Raw genomic sequence first — 17,422 nt, 5'->3', positions numbered from 1 at the left:
CCTTCTGCCCCGCCGGCCACCCCCACCCGCGAATTCCGGCCCCTCCGCGAATTCCCGACCCCCAGGGAGCCAACGTGCCCGCACCGATGAAGCTCGGTTCCGTCCTCGGCGGCCGCTACAAAGTGATCACCGATGTGCTGGCCACCGCCGAGGGCGACCACGTGCTCGAGGGCCAGGACCAGATCCTGGGCCGCCGCGTCTCGATCCTGCTGCCCGCGGAGCGGCACACCTCCCTGCTGGTGGAGAACGCGCGCTCGATGGCCAACGGCAGCATCGGCGCCCCGTTCCAGATCCTCGACCTGGGGCAGGCGGAGGACCACACCTACCTCGTCACCTCGCACACCCCGGCCGCGGACATGCTGGACTCCCTGCTCGTGGAGCCCGACGAGATCGAGGACGAGTCCCTCAGCGACGACATCTTCGGCGCACCGCGCGGCACCGGCAGCGCCTCGTACGTCTACGACGAGCCGGACCCCACCAGCCCGACCCCGGTGGTCGCCACCGAGCCCTCCGACGACCTCGGCGCCGCGGCCCCCGAGCCCAAGGTCACCCGGTGGCGGGACGACGACTCGTACGACGACGCCGCGCCCGCGCCCTCGGTGCGCACCCGCCTCGGCCGGCCGGTGCGGGTCAGCGCCACCTCGACCCGCTCCACGCTCTTCGACCGGGCGGCCGCGAGCGGCACCGCCGCCGTGGCCGGCCGCACCGCCGGCACCGACATCGATCCCGGCTACGACGGCGACAACCGCTACGACAGCTACTACGACGAGCACCAGGAGGCCCCCCACCGCGAGCCGGAGACGGCCGGCGGCCCGCCGCCGCGCGGCAAGGACACCGCTCCGCGCACCCAGAAGGGCGGCAAGGGCCTCCTCCTGCTGGTGGTGGTGCTGCTCGCACTGCTGATCGGGGCCGTGGTGTTCAGCTTCGACCGCCTGGGCGGGCTCTTCGGCGGGGCGACCGCCCCGGATCCGGCCGCCAGCGCCCCTGCCGGGGGAAACGAGGGGGCGGAACAGGCCCAGCCGAGCGCGGAGGCCGAGCCGGAGGCCCCGGAGGCGGACCCGCAGCCCGCGGCCGTGACCCGGATCGTGCCCGGCAACGCGGACTTCATGGTCGATCAGGACGCCCAGCTGAGCCAGACCGTGGACGGCAATCCCTCGACCTACTGGATCAGCTACGGCTTCTCCGACCAGAACTTCGGCAACCAGGCGCCCAGCGTGGGCCTGGCCGTCGAGCTCGAGGAGCCCGCACCGGTGGAGAGCCTGCGGCTCAGCCAGTCCTCCGGGTCCGGCGGCATGTTCGACGTCTACGTCAACGACGCCCCGACCCTGGACGGCGCCCAGCAGGTGGGCTCCGGCTCCTTCACCGGCCCGGAGATCACGGTCCCGCTGGCCGCCGGGGCCCGGGAGGAGAGCCACCAGTACGTGATCGTCAACTGGACCCAGCTGCCGCAGCTGACCAACCCCATCGCCGGGTTCACCTACGGCCTGCGGGTCGGCGAGATCCAGCTGGACTGACACCCCGCTCCCCCGGCGGCCGCGGCCGGGGGGCACGGCACCGGAATATCCGCCGTGCGCCCCCCGTTGTGCCAGTGGTCCCCGCGGCCGGACCCGTCCGGCCGCTCCCTGTACGGAAGGTCAGCAGAACAGTGAGCCCCGACTTCGGTCCCGTGATCAACGCCCTTGATCTCACCCCGCGCGGCGGCGAGCCGACGTCCGCCCCCGAGGACGAGGTCGTCCACGAGGTGATCGTCGTCGGTTCCGGCCCCGCCGGGTACACCGCCGCGATCTACGCCGCACGCGCCAACCTCCAGCCCATCGTGTTCGCGGGCTCCGTGACCGCCGGCGGCGAGCTCATGAACACCACCGAGGTCGAGAACTACCCCGGTTTCATCGACGGCATCCAGGGCCCGGAACTGATGTCCAACATGCAGCAGCAGGCCGAGCGCTTCGGCGCCGACATCCGCTACGAGGACGTCGTGGCCCTGGAGCTCGAGGGCGAGGTCAAGACCGTGACCCTCGAGGACGGCTCGGTGCACCGCGCGCACGCCGTGATCATCGCGACCGGCTCCGCGTACCGGGAGCTCGGTCTGCCGGACGAGAAGCGACTCTCCGGCCACGGTGTGAGCTGGTGCGCCACCTGCGACGGCTTCTTCTTCAAGGAGCAGCACATCGCGGTCGTCGGCGGCGGGGACTCCGCCCTCGAGGAGGCGACCTTCCTCTCCCGCTTCGCCTCGAAGGTGACCATCATCCACCGGCGGGACAGCTTCCGCGCCTCCGAGATCATGCAGCAGCGCGCCTTCGAGGACCCGAAGATCGAGGTGCTGTGGAACGCCGAGGTCGTGGCCATCAACGGGGAGGAGAAGGTCCGCTCCGTCACCGTGCAGGACACCGAGTCCCGGGAGACCTCGGAGCTGCCCGTGACGGGACTGTTCGTCGCGATCGGCTCCGACCCGCGCACCGCGCTGGTCGCCGACCAGCTCGAGCTCACCGTCGACGGCACCATCCAGGTGGACGGGCGCAGCTCCACCACGAGCCTCGCCGGAGTCTTCGCCGCGGGCGACGTCGTGGACGCGACGTACCGCCAGGCGATCACCGCCGCCGGCTCCGGGTGCGTGGCCGCGGTCGACGCCGAACACTATCTCGCCGCCCTGCACGACCGCTCGGTGCTGCACAGCTGAGCGTCCCCGGCCCTGCAGCCGGGCCGGGCGGCTCCGGCCGCCCCGGCCGGCATGGTCCATAATCGAACCAGTTCCGCCCTTCACGAGTTCCACCCAGAGCGCCGAGCACGCCCCGAGCGTGCCGGCGCCCGGACAAGGAGAAACATGAGCGCCGCCAAGAACGTCACCGACGCCGACTTCAAGACCGAGGTCCTGGAGTCGGAGAAGCCCGTCATCGTCGACTTCTGGGCCGAGTGGTGCGGCCCGTGCCGCATGGTCGGCCCCGTCCTGGACGCGATCGCCGCCGAGCACGCCGAGGCGATCGAGGTCGTCAAGCTCAACGTCGACGAGAACCCTGCCGTGGCGTCCCAGTACGGCATCACCTCGATCCCCGCGATCTACCTCTTCTCGGGCGGCGAGGTCGTCAGGAAGGCCATCGGCGCCAAGCCGAAGAGCGCCCTCGAGAAGGAGTTCGCCGATTACCTGACCCCCGGGAACTGATCGGCCGTACCGACATCCCGGCCGCACCGCGCTCATCCGTCCTCTCCCCCGAGCGGGAGGGGACGGATGAGCCGTTGTACTGGCACTGACGCCGACCCGACGACCCGTGGGACACCTGTGAAACTCGACGACACCGAACCGATGCTGCGCCGGAGCATGACGAACCGGCGTGTGGTGGGCCTCCGGGAGCGTCTGCTCCGGGCGGGCGTCACCGTGGCCTACCTCGCGCCGCAGGACGTGAACGACCCCTCCTACTTCGACGACCACGTCGACGCCGCCGTGCGGGCCTTCCAGCAGGAGCGCGGTCTCATCGTCGACGGCCTGGTGGGCCCCGAGACCGACCGCGGCCTCAACGAGGCCCAGTACGCGCTGGGCGACCGCTCCCTCTATCTCGACGAGGACCGCCCGTTGCGCGGCGACGACGTCGCGGGGCTACAGCACAACCTTTCTCGGTTGGGTTTCTACTACGGGCACCTCAACGGGATCTTCACCCGGGGCACGCACCATGCCGTGCTGGAGCTGCAGCAGAGCCTCGGCGTGGCTGCCACGGGCGTGGTGGACCGTGAGACCATCGCCGCCCTCGCCCGGATCAACAAAAACATCACCTCCTCGAAGGCATTCTCGCTGCGGGACTACCACCGGCTCGAGCGCGCCACCTCTGCGCTCCGTGGACGTTCCGTGGTCCTCGTGCCGTCGCGCGCCGCGGGACAGCAGCCACCGGCCTCGGCCGCCCCGGACTTCGCCGAGCGCGCGGACGAGGTCACCACCGACGTCGCCGTCCTGGCCTTCGGTCTGCTGCGGGAGATCGGCGCCGAGCCGGCGATCGTCGCACCGGACCGCACCCTCAGGGACCGTCGCGGCGACGACGTCCGGTGCGTGCCCTCCGTGCACGACGCCATCGGCGGCCATCCGGACTCGGTCGTCGTGTCACTGCACTGCGACTGGAACGACTCCCCCGCCGCCACGGGTCTCGCCTCGTACTACTGGGGCGAGCAGGACCACTCGGAGGTCTACTCCCCCATCGGTGAGCGTGCCGCCGGTCTCGTGCTCAAGGAGATGGTGGCCCGCACCGGCGCCCTCGATCTCGGCAGCCACGCCCGGCAGTGGGAGCTGCTGCGCACCCATGACGCCCCGACGGTCTGGCTGGACCTCGGTTATCTCTCCAGCGCTACGGACCGCGCGGCCCTCGCGGATCCCGAGCACCGCAGCCACCTGGCGGAAGCCGTCGTGTTCGGCCTGCAGCGGATGTTCCTGCTCGCGGAGGACGACGTGCCCACGGGCACCATGCGCCTGGACGACGTCGCGGAGTTCAACGGCCGCTGAGGCCGTCCCGCACAGCGCGGAGCCCCGGTGTTTCACGTGAAACACCGGGGCTCCGTCGTCTCCGTTCCCGTCAGGAACGCTCGATCCCCGGGTCCAGGACCTCGATGATCCGGTTCAGGTCCTCCACCGAGGCGAACTCGATGGTCATCTTGCCCTTCCGGGCCCCGAGCGCGATCTTGACGCTGGTGTCCAGCCGATCGGTGAAGGCCTCCGCGATGTAGTCCAGCCGCTCCTTGTGCCGGCCGGCCGGCGCCGCCGCGCGCGGCGTCTTCCGCTCGATCCCCTCGCTCAGCGACACGGCCTCCTCGGTGGCCCGGACGGAGAGCCCTTCGGCGACGATGCGCTGCGCGAGCCGCTCCATCTCCGCGGGGTCGGCCAGGGACAGGAGGGCGCGGGCGTGACCGGACGCGAGGACACCGGCCGCGACCCGGCGCTGCACGAGCGGCGGCAGCCGCAGCAGGCGGATCGTGTTGCTGATCTGCGGACGGGACCGCCCGATGCGGCGCGAGAGCTCCTCCTGCGTCGTGTTGAACTCCTCCATGAGCTGCTGGTACGCGGCGGCCTCCTCCAGGGGATTCAGCTGGCTGCGGTGCAGGTTCTCCAGCAGGGCGTCACGGAGCAGGTCGTCGTCGGAGGTCTCCCGGACGATGGCCGGGATGGTGCCGAGGCCGGCGCGCTGGGTCGCCCGCCAGCGCCGCTCTCCCATCACCAGCTCGTAGGACGTGTCGCCGTCCTCCCGGCTGGGGCGAACCACGATCGGCTGCAGCACGCCGAGCTCGCCGATGGAGTACGCCAGCTCGGCGAGTTCCTCCTCGTCGAAGACCTGCCGCGGCTGCTTCCGGTTCGGGTGGATGGCGTCGACCGCGATCTCCGCGAACGTGGCGCCGGGGACGGCGGTCAGCTCTGGAACCAACTCCTCCGTTCCACGTGAAACATCCGCGTTGCCGTCCATGTCACCACTCACCGCCTGTCCGTCCGGCGCACGCCGTGCCGGCTGCGGCGACTCCTGGGCGTCAGGACGCTCCGGTGTCCGCGGCTCCGTTTCACGTGAAACGTCATCTGCAGGGGCCCTGGTGTCCTCGGACCAGGTCGGCGATCCGTCCTCGGGCGTGCCGGTCCTGCCGTTTTCCGCGACGGTCCCGCTGCCGGCGGCCGTCTTGTCCTGGGCTGCCGAGCTCGGCGCCTCGGGGTTCGCCGGCGTGTCCGGAGCGCTCGAGGGCAGGAAGAACATGTCGGACGGTCGGCTGACCAGGGTCGTGTTGCGCAGCGCCTCGCCCATGTCCATGCGGGCCTTCATGGCCTTCTGACGCGCCGCCGGGCTCACGGACCGGCTGCGGGGCCCGGCTGCGGTGCGGCCGGTCGGCGCGGAGCTCCCCTCGGTACGGGTTCCCCCCGACTCACTCGCGTCGGACCCGGACTCCGGCGCCACGGCCTCGTCGGCGAACAGCGTGTCAGCGGGGCCTCGTTCCGTGGTGCCCTGCTCATCGCTCCGGTCGGGGACGGCCAGTGGCGGCTCGGGGGACTGCGCGGAGGCGGATGCGGAGGTGACCGCGGATCGGGACGCCGGCGAGCCCGCTGCAGCGCGCGACCGCTTCGGCGCGGACTTGACCGCGCTCTCACTCCGGCCCCCAGACCCGCTGGTCCGGGCATCCTCCGAGGACGAGACGGCCGGCGTTTCACGTGAAACGTCTGCGATGCCGGTGCCAGGAGCCGGGGGAGGAGACGACTGCCCCTCGGCCTCCCCGGCCGCTGTGGCACCGACCGGCGTCGCCGACGCTTCCGTCGGTGCCTCTGCGGCCGGCGCGCTCGGAATGAGCGCTCCCAGTCCCCGACCCAGACCACGTCGTCGTTCGCTCACGGTGTTCCTCTCCTCGTGCGGCAATCCGGTCAATTCTAGCGGAGCCACGTCCCCGCCCGGTCGCTCCACGCCCCGGCCGCGCCGGCGACGATGGCCGGAGGACCGCGGGGCGGCCCGCTGTCATGCTCCGCGACAGGACGTGGTCTTACGGCGAGCACCATAGGCCCTGCCGCGTCGGCCACCACACGTAATGCGGTCAACAGTGGGCGGAGCGAACCCGCGCAGTGGACGTTTCACGTGAAACATCGGAAATCCTCGGGCCGGGTCCTCCGGGCTCGCGGTGCACGCACAGCAGAGCGCCCGCCTCCGGGGGAGGCGGGCGCTCTGGGAAGTGGAACCGGTCAGCGGCCGGTGCGCTGGGCGATCTCGGCGGCGGCCTCGAGATAGGACAGGGCACCGGTCGAGCTGGGGTCGTAGCTGATGACGCTCTGCTGGTAGCTCGGCGCCTCGGAGATGCGCACCGAGCGAGGAATCATGGTCTCCAGGACCTCGGCGGGGAAATGGGTCCGCACTTCCTCGGCCACCTGGGACGCCAGGTTGGTCCGGCCGTCGTACATCGTGAGCAGGATGGTCGACACCTTGAGCTCCGGGTTGAGGTGCTTCTGGATCATCTCGATGTTCTTCAGCAGCTGGCTCAGTCCCTCCAGCGCGTAGTACTCGCACTGGATGGGGATGAGCACCTCGGTGGCCGCGACGAACGCGTTGAGGGTCAGCAGACCCAGGCTGGGCGGGCAGTCGATGAAGACGTAGTCGAGCCGCTCCAGACCGTCCGTCTCCCGCTGCCTGGCGTAGGCCTCAAGCGCCCGGCGCAGGCGGTGCTCACGGGCCACCATGGACACCAGCTCGATCTCCGCCCCGGCGAGGTCGATGGTCGCGGGCACCACCCACAGGTTCTCGGCCTCGACGGAGGTCTTCACCACGTCGGCGATCGGCATCTCGTCGATGAGGACGTCGTAGGTGCTGTCCACCTCGGAGCTGTGCTCCACACCGAGGGCGGTCGAGGCGTTGCCCTGCGGGTCGTTGTCGATCACCAGGACGTTCTGGCCCTGTCGCGCCAGCGCGACGGCGAGGTTCACCGAGGTGCTCGTCTTGCCCACGCCACCCTTCTGGTTGCTGATGGTGAAGACCCGCGTCGCGGCGGGCTTCTCCAGCTGGACCTTCTTCAGCCTGGCGCGTCGCCTGGTCTCTTCCACGAGCGTCCTCCCCAGCGGTGTGTCGTCCGCCATCGTCGTCATCTTGGACAGCTGTCCGTCGGTTTCACGTGAAACACGGGTGCCGCGGTCGGGTACAACCTTGAGCGGTTGATCAATCGGATCCGGTGGGAACTCCTCGCCGAAGCCCACCGGGCTTTGCTCACCGTCGTCGATCGGCATCTGACCGCGCACCTTCCCGGTTCGTCTGGATGTGGTTCCCTCCGGGCGCATCCTCCCTGCGGGAGGCGTCCGGGTCCGGCCGCCGGGCGGGGGAGCGAGGACCACCCCGAGAGGACGGCCACGGCGCCACGCCCACGGCACACGACCCCCAGCCTACCGGCGTCGCACGTCGCCGACGGCCGGAGCGCTCACAGCCGCACACGGACCACCGTGGTCGGCTCGGCGAGAAGGGCGTCGCCCACGGTGAGGACCTCGGTGGAGCGGGCGCCGTGGCGGGCCAGCTTCTTCTGCGCCTTGTCGATCTCCTGGGCGGCGGAGCGTCCCTTGAGCGCCAGGAGCTCGCCCGTGCCGCGCAGCAGCGGCAGCGTGATGTCGAGCAGGCCCACGAGCGCGGAGACCGCACGGGCCGTGACGACGTCCACGTCACCCACCTCGTCCTTGGCCTGTTCGGCCCGGGCGCGGAGCACCCGGACGTTGGTCAGTCCCAGGTCCGCCACGACCTCGTCGAGCCACTGCACCCGGCGCTCCAGCGGTTCGATCAGCGTGAGCCGCAGATCGGGCCGGGCCAGCGCCAGGCACAGCCCCGGCAGACCCGCTCCGGAGCCGACGTCGGCCACCCTCGCGTCCTGGGGGAGGAGCTCCTCCACCACGGCGCAGTTGAGCACGTGGCGGCTCCAGAGCCGCGGCACCTCGCGGGGACCGATGAGCCCGCGCACGATTCCGGAGGATGCCAGGTGCGCGACGTAACGCTCCGCGAGTGCCAGCCGGTCCCCGAACAGCCGCTCGGCGGCCAGACGCTCCTGGGGGTCCGGCAGCGGGGGCTCCTGCGCGGCGGGGGCGGGGCGGGGGTCGCCGGCCATCAGGCCTGCTCGGCGGAGACCACGATGTGCCGTCCCGCCCCCTCGCCCTCGGACTCGCTGACCAGGCCCTGCTCCGCGACCACGTCGTGCACGATCTTGCGCTCGTAGGCGGACAGGGGTTCGAGGTGCACCCGCTCCCCGGTCTCCTGGGCCTCCCGCACGGCGGCGAGGGCCATCTCCTGCAGCGCGGTGGACCGGCGCAGGCGGTAGCCCCCGATGTCGAGCACGAGCCGCGAGCGGCGTCCGGTCGTGGACAGGACGGAGAGCCGCACGAGCTCCTGCAGCGCCTCGAGGACCTCCCCGTCCTCGCCGACGAGCACGGACAGGCTCTCGTCGTCGTCGCCCTCCGCGACGACGGACAGGTACGTGCGGCCGTCGCGGACCTCGATGTCGATGTCCCCGTCGAGGTCCGCCGTGTCCAGGAGCTCCTCGAGGTAGTCGGCCGCGACCTCGCCCTCCTCCTCGAGGGGATCGAGCGTGGGATCCGTTGCCGGGTCCTGGTCCTGGCCGGTCTGCGCGGCGGGGTCCGCCGGCGCGTCGCCCTCGACGGGGTGGGGGGTCGGCTGCGCCTCGTCGGCGTCCTGGGTGGTCTGCCGGATGTCGCTCATGTCGTCTCCTGTGGCCGTGGAAGCACGGGGCCGGGAATCCCGGCCCCGTGCGGGGAGGAAGTCGCGGGGGTGGCCCGCAGCGGTCATCCCGCCTGTTTCTTCTTCGCCTGCTGCCGCTGCCGCTTCTTGCCGACCGGCTGCTGACGCTGTCCCGCGGCCGCGCGGGCACGCTGCTCCTCGACCTCCGCCTCGTGCTCCTCACGGGTCTTGGCGAACGGGGGGAGTCCCTTGGCGGCGCGGCGCTCGTTGAGCTCCTGCTCGGCCTGGGAGCCGGGGGTCGGGTTGTTGCGGATGACCCACCACTGCTGGCCCATGGACCACACGTTGGAGACGGTCCAGTAGATGAGCACGCCGATGGGGAAGTTGATGCCGCCGATCGCGAAGACGAGCGGGAACAGGTAGAGCATCATCTGCTGCTGGCGGTACATGGGGGAGGCCTTGGCGGTCTCGCTCATGTTCTTGGCCGTCAGCTGCTTCTGGGTGAAGAACTGCGAGGCGGACATCGCGATGATCATCACGACGGCCAGGACGACGGTGGCGACGTGGTTGCCGTCGCCCGGGTTGAGCAGGGTGGAGAAGAGCGGGGCGCCGAAGAAGGTGGCCTCGTTGAAGGACTGCACGGTGGCGGCATTGAGCACGTGCACGCCCTCGCCGGCCGCAGCCGACGTGGGCACTCCGTTGAGGACCTGGAACAGGCCGAAGAAGATCGGCATCTGCACCAGGATGGGCAGGCACGCGGAGAACGGGTTGGAGCCGTGCTGCTTGTAGAGCTCCATCTGCTCCTGGGCCATGGCCTGACGGGAGAGCTGGTCCTTCTTGCCCTTGTACTTGGCCTGCAGCTTGGCCATCTCGGGCTGCAGCTCCTGCATGCCGCGCATGGACTTGATCTGCTTGAGGAACAGCGGGATGGTCAGCGTGCGCATGACCAGGGTGAGACCTACGATGCACAGCACCCAGGTGATGCCCGCGGCGGGATCCATCCCGACGGCCGTCAGCAGCTCGTGGAAGACCCACAGCACGGCGGAGACGACCCACCTGAAGGGGAAGAGGATCAGTTCGAACAGATTCATGGGGAGGGCTCTCCTTGGGCCGCGGGGCCGGTGCCTCCGGCGGGGTGGTGCTGGTGGCGCTCGGCAAGGGTGGGGTGGTTCAGCAGGACGATCTTGGGCAGGGACGCGAAGTCGGGAAAGCTCCGACCGCCGTCCGGGACCCTGTCGATCCCACCGGCCGCCCAGGGGTGGCAGCGCAGGAGCCTGCGGACGCTGAGCCCGAGGCCGCGCACGGCGCCGTGCACCGCGACGGACTCGAGGGCGTAGGCCGAGCAGGAGGGGAAGTACCGGCAGACGTCCCCGTACAGGGGGGAGACGATGGTCCGGTAGAGCTTCAGGCCCGCGATGAGCGCGTTCTGCGGCAGGAACCAGAGAGCCTGCCACGCCGACGCCGGGCGGACGTACTCGTGGGGAGCCGCGGTGAGGAGGTCCTCGTGCCCATGGGCGTGCTGGCTCATGACGCTGGCTCCTCCCGTCCGGGTCGGTGGTCTTCTGCCGGAGGCGTCCCGGCCGCGGCGCGGGGGACGCCCGCGCGCGCGGACGCCGTCCGCCAGGCCTTTGCGTAGTCGGCGGCCAGCTCCGCCCAGTCCGCGGCGGAGGCGGGCGGGAGCGCTCGGACGACCACATCACAACCGTACGGGACCTGCCTGACCGTGGTCTGGGCGAGTTCCCGCAGGCGCCGCTTCACCTTGTTGCGCCGGACGGCGTTGCCCACCGCCTTCGAGACGACGAAGCCGAAGCGCGCCGGGCGGTCCTCGGCGGTGGGGCGCACATATACGACGACGTTCCGGCGCCCGTTGCGGGCGCCGGAACGCGTGGTGGCCGAGAACTGGGCCGAGGTCCGGATCCGGTGCTGCTCAGGCAGCACGGTCCGGCTCCTGACGGGCCCGGTGCTCCGGCGGTCCCGGCACGGATCCTGCCACCCGGGAAGGGGTGGTCGTCCGGGACGCCGGTGCCGACATGGGACGGCTCAGGCCGAGAGTTCGGTGCGGCCCTTGCTGCGGCGGGCGGCGAGGATGGCGCGGCCGGCACGGGTGCGCATCCGGGCGCGGAAGCCGTGCTTCTTGGCGCGACGGCGGTTATTCGGCTGAAAAGTCCGCTTGCTCACTGGTTACTCCAAAGGCGTCGGGGTGTGCGCCGCGTGGTCCTCGGCGCACCGGGTCGGTACGGCGAAGGGGCGGGCGCAGCAGTGCTGGTGGATGCGTCCGAGCATGCGGAAAGGCATGACAGGGGACACAAGAGACTACCTCACCCTAGACAACGGGCCGGGGACGGTCAAATCAGCGGCCGACGACGCCCCTGGGCGCCGGCTCCTCCGGGCGGCACCGGGCGTGCGGCGCAGGGGGAGCAGGGGACGGACGGGCGCCGGTGCGGCCTCCGGGGCCGGGCGGCGCTGTGCAGTGCACATCCTACCCACAGCTGTGCACGGATCTTGCTCACATCCTGTGGAAAACCCGTGCGCCACCGGCCGCGGAACGGCGCGGATCGGGGGCCGAACTACACGTCTGTAGTTCCCGGGAGCCCAGCGGATCAGCTATGAACAGTTTCGGAGCATGTTCTAGGCTGGCACTCCCGGTCGGCCCCCGAACAGCTTTTCCACCGTTGTGAACAACTCTGTGGAAAAGGCCACCGCAGCAGGGCCGGGACGACCCGTCAACCACCTCGTCATCCCGACGACATCCCGATGACAACCCGACGACAGCAGGAGTACGCGTGGGCACGCAGGACAATCAGGCGCTCAGCGCGCAGTGGGCCGAATGCGTGCAGTACATGTACGAGGACCCCATGACCACCGGCCGGTACCGGGGGTTCATCTCCCTGGCCCAGCCGCAGGGGCTCATCGGCACCACGCTGCTCGTCGCGGTCCCCAACGAGCTGACCCGGGAGTTCTTCCAGAACCAGATGGCCTCGGTCCTGCGCTCCTCCGTGGGACGCGCCTTCAGCCCGGAGACGCTCGTGGCGTTCGTCGTCGACGCCGACCTCGAGGCCGCTCCCGCCCCGGAGCCGGGACCGCAGACGGCCGCGCTGCCGCCGATCAGTGAGCTGGAGGCCGAGCGCAACCGCACCGACGGGCCCACCCGGACCGATGCCGGGGACACCGCCGACGCCATGGAGATCGATCAGCGCGTGCTGGACCTCGCCGCGGCGCGCCCGGAGCCGGCCGGCGGCGGCCGCACCCTGCCCCCGCCGCGCGACCCGCAGGCCGCCCCGCCCCGCCGCCCCGTGCAGGACACCGGCACCGCCCCCGCCGTGGTGGGGGAGTGGGACAGCTCGGCGCGGCTGAACCCGAAGTACGTCTTCGACTCCTTCGTGATCGGGCAGTCCAACCGGTTCGCCCACGCCGCGGCGTTCGCGGTCGCAGAGACCCCCGCGAAGGCGTACAACCCGCTGTTCATCTACGGGGAGTCCGGCCTGGGCAAGACCCATCTGCTGCACGCCATCGGCCACTACGCCAAGCGGCTGTACCCGCAGGTGCGCGTGCGCTACGTGAACTCGGAGGAGTTCACCAACGACTTCATCAACTCGATCCGCGACGACGAGGGCTCCTCCTTCAAGGAGATCTACCGCAACGTGGACATGCTGCTGATCGACGACATCCAGTTCCTGGCGGGCAAGGAGCACACGCAGGAGGAGTTCTTCCACACCTTCAACGCGCTGCACAACCACGAGAAGCAGATCGTGATCACCTCGGACATGCCGCCCAAGCAGCTCACCGGCTTCGCCGAGCGCATGCGCTCCCGGTTCGAGTGGGGCCTGATCACGGACGTGCAGCCCCCGGAGCTGGAGACCCGCATCGCCATCCTCCGCAAGAAGGCCACCAGCGAGGGCATGGACGCCCCCGACGACGTGCTGGAGTACATCGCCTCCCACATCTCCACCAACATCCGCGAGCTCGAGGGCGCCCTGATCCGCGTGACCGCCTTCGCCTCGCTGAACAAGCAGGCCGTGGACCTGCCCCTGGCCGAGCTGGTGCTCAAGGACCTCATCACCGACGACGGCGCGCAGGAGATCACCGCGGCCTCGATCCTGGCCCAGACCGCGGTGTACTTCGACATCACCCTCGAGGAGCTCAAGAGCAAGTCCCGCACCCGCACCCTGGTCACGGCGCGGCAGATCGCGATGTACCTGCTGCGCGAGCTCACCGACATGTCCCTGCCGAAGATCGGCCAGGAGCTGGGCGGGCGCGACCACACCACGGTGATGCACGCGGACCGCAAGATCCGCACCCTGATGGCCGAGCGCCGGCAGATCTTCAACCAGGTCACCGAACTGACGAACCGCATCAAGCAGCAGCAGCGCGAGGGCTGACCGCCGCGAACCCGTCGCCGACGGGCCCGCCGGGACACCGGCGGGCCCGTTTTCTTGTCATTCGTCCACAGGCCGCCGCCGCGCCGTTCCGGGCCGGCCGACCCGCTTCTGCACAGGAAACGGCCCCTTGTGGAGCGGCTGTGCACAGGACAGAACCCACACCTGTGGATAAAATTGTGGAATACCGCCGGGCTGCGGTGGAGAACCTCGGCACAACTGCGGCTCGGGCTGTGGAACCCGCGGAACCGCGCGGATCCTGTCCACCGGGGAAACAGCTTTCGGTGGACCGCGAATCACAGGAACTCAACAGGGCCCTGCCGCCCGGCATCTGGCCAAGAGGCAGTTATCCACAGATTCCACAGCGGTTATTAACACTCCCGTCCTTAAAGAGATCTCCGGCCAAACAACAAGAATCCTGGACTCCCGGCCCCCGGTGAGGCCTCCGGCACCGGCGAACCACAAGAAGTCCGCCACGGCCGGCCGAATGGCCGTCCGCCGAAACGGACGGATACGATGCAGGGGGCGAAGACCCGATCGGCCGCACCTCGCGGCGCGGCGGACGCCGTCCTCCGGGCGCGGGCTCCGCCGCCCCTGCTCAGACTGAAAGGCAGCAACCTCTCGTGAAGTTCTCCGTCGAACGCGATGTTCTCGCCGAGGCCGTGACCTGGACCGCCCGGTCCCTCTCTCCTCGGCCCCCGGTCCCCGTGCTGTCCGGTCTGCTCATCCGGGCGGAGGGCGGATCGCTGTCCATCGCCAGCTTCGACTACGAGATCTCCGCGCGGCTGTCGATCAGCGCCGACGTGCAGGAGGAGGGCACCACGCTCGTCTCCGGACGCCTCCTGGCGGACATCTGCCGTTCGCTGCCGTCGGCACCGGTCGAGGTCCAGGCCGACGAGGGCAAGGTCACGCTGACCTGCCGGTCCTCCCGGTTCAACCTCGCCGCGATGCCCGTGGGCGACTACCCCGAGCTGCCGGCCCTGCCGGACGTCTCCGGCGTGGTCGCCGGCGACGAGTTCGCCCTCGCCGTCTCCCAGGTCAACATCGCGGCCAGCAAGGACGACACCCTGCCGATCCTCACCGGCGTGCGCGTGGAGATCGAGGGCGAGAAGATGACCCTCCTGGCCACCGACCGGTACCGGCTCGCCATGCGGGAGCTGACCTGGCGGCCGTCCTCCCACGAGATCTCCACGGCCGCGCTGATCAAGGCCCGTACGCTCAACGACATCGCCAAGACCCTCGGCCCGGCCGGGGACATCAACATCGCGCTGTCCGACTCCGCCGAGCTCGTGGGCTTCGAGTCCGGCGGGCGCCGGACCACGAGCCTGCTCATCGACGGCGAGTACCCCAAGATCCGCTCGCTGTTCCCCGAGCACACCCCGATCACGGCTGCGGTGCGCACCACCGAGCTCGTGGAGGCGGTCCGGCGCGTCTCGCTCGTGGCAGAGCGCAACACGCCCGTCCGCCTGGCCTTCACCCAGGGCCAGGTGGCCCTGGACGCCGGGACCGGCGAGGACGCCCAGGCCTCGGAGGTCCTGGACGCCCACCTGACCGGGGAGGACATCACCGTGGCCTTCAACCCCACCTACCTGTCCGAGGGCCTGCACGCCTTCTCCTCGGACTACGTGCGGTTCTCCTTCACCGCCCCGCCCAAGCCGGCGGTGCTCTCCGCGCAGGCCGAGCCGGAGGGCGAGGACCGGGACGACTACAAGTACCTGCTGATGCCGGTCCGGCTCCCGAGCCAGTGACCGGCCGGCGCCGAAGCGGAAGCTGCTGACCCGGGCGTGTTCGTCGACCACCTCTCCCTGCTGGACTACCGGACGTATGCCCTGCTGGACATACGTCTGGGGCCCGGGACCACCGTGTTCCTGGGCCCCAACGGCGTGGGCAAGACGAACATCGTCGAAGCCCTGGACTACACCGCGGGGCTCTCCTCCCACCGCGTGTCCTCGGACGCGCCGCTGATCCGCTTCGGCGCCGAGCGGGCGATCGTCCGGGTGCGTGTGCGGCGCGGCGGCCAGCAGACGGTCCTCGAGCTCGAGCTCAACGACGGCCGCGCCAACCGGGTGCGCATCAACCGTGCCGCCCCCGTCCGTGCCCGGGACGCGCTCGGCGTCGTGCGGACGGTCCTGTTCTCCCCGGAGGACCTCTCCCTGGTGAAGGGCGACCCCTCGCACCGGCGCCGGTTCCTGGACGACCTCGCCCGGTCGATGCGCCCGGTCCTCGCCGGCACCATGGCCGACTACGAGAAGGTGCTCAAGCAGCGCAACGCGCTGCTGAAGTCGGCCCGCCGCAGCGGCCGCTTCACCGAGACCCACCGCTCGACGCTGGCCGCGTGGAACGACCAGTTCGCCCGCACCGGCGCCGTGATCCTGCACGCGCGCCTGCAGCTGATCGACGCCCTGGCCCCGCAGGTGGCCACCGCCTACGACCAGCTCACCGACGGCACGAAGTCCACCACGCTGCGCTACGTGTCCTCGGTCCTGCCGGAGAGCGCCGGCGGGGACGTGGGTCAGCTGCGCGACTTCACCCCGGCGGACCTGCACCGGCTGATCCTCGAGGCATGCGAGGACGCCGAGCAGCGGGAGCTCGAACGGGGCCTGACCCTGATCGGCCCGCACCGCGACGAGCTCGAGCTGCTGCTGGGCTCGGCCCCCGCCCGCGGCTACGCCTCGCACGGGGAGACCTGGTCCTACGCCCTCGCCCTCCGGCTGGGCTCCTGGTACGTCCACCTCGCGGACGACCCCGCCGAGGGCGCCGCGCCGATCCTGCTGCTCGACGACGTGTTCGCGGAGCTCGACGCCCGGCGCCGGAGCCGCCTGGCCGCGATCGTGGCCTCCGCGGAGCAGGTCCTGGTCACCGCCGCGGTCGAGGAGGACCTGCCCGCCGAGCTCGTCGCCGGCCCGCACGACGTGGTGCGGGTGGGGCCCGGGACGGCCGTGCGCGACGACGAGCGCCCGCCCGCGGGAACTGGCTCGGGGACGGGCCCGGAGACGGAGGAGGCTCCGTCGTCGTGAGCGGGCCCGAGCGCGGGGACCGGCTCCCCGATCCCCCGGACGGCCTCCCGGCGGACCCGCCGGACCCGGAGGCGAACGTCGTGCGGATCGAGGACGAGATCGACGCCCCCGCGGCGCTGCTGACCCGGTTGCGCCACGCCGCCGAGGCGCGCGGGGACGGCCGCCTCTACGGCGCGGCCGCGCGGCGCAACCTCAAGAACTTCGGGGCGGCGATGGAGTCGGCCACCGCGTCCCCCGCCGAACGCCTGGGGCGCCGCGGCAACGACGTGGACCCCCGGGCGCTCGGCGGATACTCCGGGGCGGGCCGCTCCGCCCGCGATCCCCGGGGCGTGGGCTCGGTGCTGGACGGCCTCGTGTCGGGGCGGGGCTGGAAGTCGCCGGTCGCCGTCGGGTCGGTGCTCTCCCGCTGGGACGAGCTCGTGGGCCCGGGGATCGCGGGGCACTGCCGGCCGGAGAGCTTCGACGAGACGGTGGTGCGGGTCCGCTGCGACTCCACCGCCTACGCCGCCAATCTGCGGCTCATGGTCCCGCAGCTGCTGCGCATGTTCGACGAGCACCTGGGGGAGGGCATCGTCACCCGGATCGAGATCCTCGGCCCCGCGGCGCCGAGCTGGAAGCGCGGCCGCCGGTCGGTGCAGGGCCGGGGCCCTCGGGACACCTACGGGTGAGGCCGGTGCCGCGGAGCGCTGAGCGGCCTCGTGGCGCGCTGCGGCCCCCCGGGAACGATCAGCGGGTGGTGGAGAGCAGGAAAATTCGTCCTGAGGGCCTTTTCCGGCCGCTCAGGGGCATCTGCGGGCACCCCTGGCCCGTCGTTTTCCGATAGAATCGGTGGCAGACAGGAATCGACGGACCGGGCCCCCCACGGCCGATC

The 17,422-nt window shown here is 71.1% G+C and carries 16 protein-coding genes; 8 read left to right on the top strand and 8 right to left on the bottom strand.

Annotation, left to right across the window (positions count from 1 at the left end):
- Positions 1 to 74 precede the first annotated feature (74 nt).
- The 4 genes from ABL57_RS19285 to ABL57_RS19270 all read left to right on the top strand — a co-directional run bounded on the left by ABL57_RS19285 (position 75) and on the right by ABL57_RS19270 (position 4,480).
- Positions 75 to 1,514, top strand: a complete 1,440-nt coding sequence (locus ABL57_RS19285) for a hypothetical protein (protein ID WP_152683472.1) — start codon at positions 75 to 77, stop codon at positions 1,512 to 1,514.
- A 131-nt stretch (positions 1,515 to 1,645) separates the two neighbouring features.
- Complete coding sequence (trxB, locus tag ABL57_RS19280; RefSeq protein ID WP_082157594.1) at positions 1,646 to 2,677, top strand: thioredoxin-disulfide reductase; 1,032 nt, start codon at positions 1,646 to 1,648, stop codon at positions 2,675 to 2,677.
- A 144-nt stretch (positions 2,678 to 2,821) separates the two neighbouring features.
- Positions 2,822 to 3,157: a thioredoxin gene (gene trxA / locus ABL57_RS19275; protein WP_047805098.1), complete on the top strand. Its 336-nt coding sequence runs from the start codon at positions 2,822 to 2,824 to the stop codon at positions 3,155 to 3,157.
- Between the two features lie 156 nt (positions 3,158 to 3,313).
- On the top strand, positions 3,314 to 4,480 hold the full coding sequence (locus tag ABL57_RS19270) for an N-acetylmuramoyl-L-alanine amidase (RefSeq protein WP_047805137.1): 1,167 nt from the start codon (positions 3,314 to 3,316) through the stop codon (positions 4,478 to 4,480).
- A 70-nt stretch (positions 4,481 to 4,550) separates the two neighbouring features.
- On the opposite strand, the gene ABL57_RS19265 is transcribed toward ABL57_RS19270, so the two are convergent.
- From ABL57_RS19265 to rpmH, 8 genes are all read right to left on the bottom strand, one after another.
- Positions 4,551 to 5,759 (bottom strand): ParB/RepB/Spo0J family partition protein, encoded by a 1,209-nt coding sequence (locus tag ABL57_RS19265; protein WP_238986140.1) that lies wholly within the window; start codon positions 5,757 to 5,759, stop codon positions 4,551 to 4,553.
- 920 nt (positions 5,760 to 6,679) lie between these two features.
- A complete protein-coding gene (locus tag ABL57_RS19255) occupies positions 6,680 to 7,564 on the bottom strand; it encodes a ParA family protein (RefSeq protein WP_047805095.1) in 885 nt (294 codons plus the stop codon).
- A 335-nt stretch (positions 7,565 to 7,899) separates the two neighbouring features.
- Entirely contained in the window at positions 7,900 to 8,571 is a 672-nt protein-coding gene (rsmG, locus tag ABL57_RS19250) for a 16S rRNA (guanine(527)-N(7))-methyltransferase RsmG (RefSeq protein ID WP_047805094.1), read from the bottom strand.
- A complete protein-coding gene (locus ABL57_RS19245; RefSeq protein WP_047805093.1) occupies positions 8,571 to 9,179 on the bottom strand; it encodes a R3H domain-containing nucleic acid-binding protein in 609 nt (202 codons plus the stop codon). The genes rsmG and ABL57_RS19245 overlap by 1 nt, the downstream gene beginning before the upstream one ends.
- 83 nt (positions 9,180 to 9,262) lie before the next feature.
- Positions 9,263 to 10,249, bottom strand: a complete 987-nt coding sequence (gene yidC, locus ABL57_RS19240) for a membrane protein insertase YidC (RefSeq protein ID WP_047805092.1) — start codon at positions 10,247 to 10,249, stop codon at positions 9,263 to 9,265.
- Positions 10,246 to 10,686, bottom strand: a complete 441-nt coding sequence (gene yidD / locus ABL57_RS19235; RefSeq protein ID WP_047805091.1) for a membrane protein insertion efficiency factor YidD — start codon at positions 10,684 to 10,686, stop codon at positions 10,246 to 10,248. Before yidD ends, yidC begins: the two co-directional genes overlap by 4 nt.
- Entirely contained in the window at positions 10,683 to 11,096 is a 414-nt protein-coding gene (rnpA, locus tag ABL57_RS19230; protein WP_047805090.1) for a ribonuclease P protein component, read from the bottom strand. Before rnpA ends, yidD begins: the two co-directional genes overlap by 4 nt.
- 102 nt (positions 11,097 to 11,198) lie before the next feature.
- Complete coding sequence (rpmH, locus tag ABL57_RS21540; protein WP_019181680.1) at positions 11,199 to 11,336, bottom strand: 50S ribosomal protein L34; 138 nt, start codon at positions 11,334 to 11,336, stop codon at positions 11,199 to 11,201.
- 662 nt (positions 11,337 to 11,998) lie between these two features.
- On the opposite strand from rpmH, the gene dnaA reads away from it, so the two are divergent.
- From dnaA to ABL57_RS19210, 4 genes are all read left to right on the top strand, one after another.
- The gene (dnaA, locus tag ABL57_RS19225) at positions 11,999 to 13,537 is read left to right on the top strand and encodes a chromosomal replication initiator protein DnaA (protein ID WP_047805136.1); all 1,539 of its coding nucleotides are present in this window, start codon (positions 11,999 to 12,001) and stop codon (positions 13,535 to 13,537) included.
- A gap of 620 nt (positions 13,538 to 14,157) precedes the next feature.
- Positions 14,158 to 15,282, top strand: a complete 1,125-nt coding sequence (gene dnaN / locus ABL57_RS19220) for a DNA polymerase III subunit beta (protein ID WP_047805089.1) — start codon at positions 14,158 to 14,160, stop codon at positions 15,280 to 15,282.
- 36 nt (positions 15,283 to 15,318) lie between these two features.
- A complete protein-coding gene (gene recF, locus ABL57_RS19215) occupies positions 15,319 to 16,551 on the top strand; it encodes a DNA replication/repair protein RecF (protein ID WP_047805088.1) in 1,233 nt (410 codons plus the stop codon).
- A complete protein-coding gene (locus ABL57_RS19210) occupies positions 16,548 to 17,219 on the top strand; it encodes a DUF721 domain-containing protein (protein WP_238986136.1) in 672 nt (223 codons plus the stop codon). Before recF ends, ABL57_RS19210 begins: the two co-directional genes overlap by 4 nt.
- Positions 17,220 to 17,422 lie beyond the last annotated feature (203 nt).

Source organism: Kocuria sp. SM24M-10 (genome assembly GCF_001027955.1).
Classification (GTDB): domain Bacteria; phylum Actinomycetota; class Actinomycetes; order Actinomycetales; family Micrococcaceae; genus Kocuria; species Kocuria oceani.
The sequence above is the reverse complement of the archived record's forward strand: the minus strand, read 5'-3'. Positions and strand labels throughout refer to the sequence as shown.